The sequence below is a fragment of the Lactobacillus kalixensis DSM 16043 genome (assembly GCF_001434335.1).
Classification (GTDB): Bacteria; Bacillota; Bacilli; order Lactobacillales; family Lactobacillaceae; genus Lactobacillus; species Lactobacillus kalixensis.
Map to the genome: position 1 here is coordinate 1 of NZ_AZFM01000078.1, position 1554 is coordinate 1554.

The following is a 1554-nucleotide window of genomic DNA, read 5'->3' on the forward strand; positions in this document are numbered from 1 at the left end:
CTGAAACTTGAAAGCACTAAATAAGCTGGAAGCTTTATAGGTTCTGGCTTTTTCCTTGTTCTTTTATCTTTTTACACTATTGGTTTTATTAGTTTTTGAATTAGTGTTGGTAAATTAACCATGAAATTAGTTAGTACTTCATTAATTTCGTCTTTGGTGTCTGATTCAATTTGTTTTAACTCTGTAATTAGGTATACCAATGCATCAATGAACTTCATTTCTGGTAAAGACTCATTCATTATGAAGAACAAATCTCCCATCGTTTTGTCATCGGTATTTTGTCTTTCTTGCCAAGCCAGCAGATCATATGTTATGGCTGTGCAGGCAATATAACCACATTGTCCATCATAGCTTTGAATTTGTGATTTATTTAATCCTAGATACTGCTTGGCTGTCTTAAAGTATGTTTCGATTTCCCATCTGCGGCCATACATTTGGATAATCTGCTGGGGAGTTAAAGCAATCTTGGTAGTAGCTAAAACCAAGTAATTACTTTTACTACCACGTTTGGAAACAAAGACTACTTTTAAAGGAAACTCATGGCCCTGATATTGTGCTATTACTACACTGCTGTATAAGTAATGGTTCTTTTTACAAATTTTTGAAGCTGCTAAATGATCATAAAGTCCCTTGATGTCATATAGACGATGACGATAAGAGTAGTAAACCTTAGAACTCTTTTTGATCATACCTAAACCATCAAGACCTAATTGTTTAAGCAGCCAAAACATTCTAGGAGAAGTAAACCATGAATCAAACAGGACATATTTAGCTGGAACTCCTGATTTGAGAGCTTGGTTAATCAGTTCAACTGTCACATCATTCATCTGTCTTTTAGCTTGCAGTCTTCTTCTGCCAGCAATACTACGTTCATCAGTAGTAATTGGTTTACTGCCTATTAGATTACTTTTCTTTTTGGTCGACATTAAGGCAAAGTTGACTGGCAAAAAGGTATTACCGTCACTCCAGCCCAAGGTTAGTCCGCGGTAGCCTGTTAAAAATTCATGCTTATCATGATCGTAGACTTTAGCCAGTAATTCTGTTTTCTTTGAAAAGGCACGAGACATTAAAGTATCATCAACAATAAAAGCCAAGCGCCTACGCTTATCAATTACAGGTTTAAGAATACTGATAAGCTTGGCTGCTACTAAACAGAGAAGCTTCTGCCAATTGATTCGACCATCATTTAGAACATTGCGAGCAGTACGAATACTAAAATTATCGTCTTTATTAGCGCGATAAAGAGAATGCCGAGCGAAGTGGACTGACATTAACCAAGAAATAATCATACTTAGGGAAATAGAAGATTTTCGTTTAAAGTTAACTTTCTTAGCTAATTTTGCTAGACCAATTAAGTTGGTAAAAGAAGAAATTAAAGATTTAGTCTCGTTTTGTTGGTCAATTTGTTCTATACTTTTCATAGTTACAGGCACTCCTTTGAATTAGGTTTGGACACTTAAATTATAAAGCAGGGTGACCTGTATTTTTTACTTTTCGAAAGAAAAAGCCAGGAAACATGCGAAAAGAGCATGAATCTTAGCTTTCAAGTTTCAG

1 protein-coding gene is annotated in these 1554 nt (G+C 35.2%); it reads right to left on the reverse strand.

The genetic code is table 11. The annotated features are described in order from the left end of the window. Positions 1-71: 71 nt before the first annotated feature. Complete coding sequence (locus FC46_RS09785) at positions 72-1421, reverse strand: IS4 family transposase (RefSeq protein ID WP_057800228.1); 1350 nt, start codon at positions 1419-1421, stop codon at positions 72-74. Between the last annotated feature and the right edge of the window lie 133 nt (positions 1422-1554).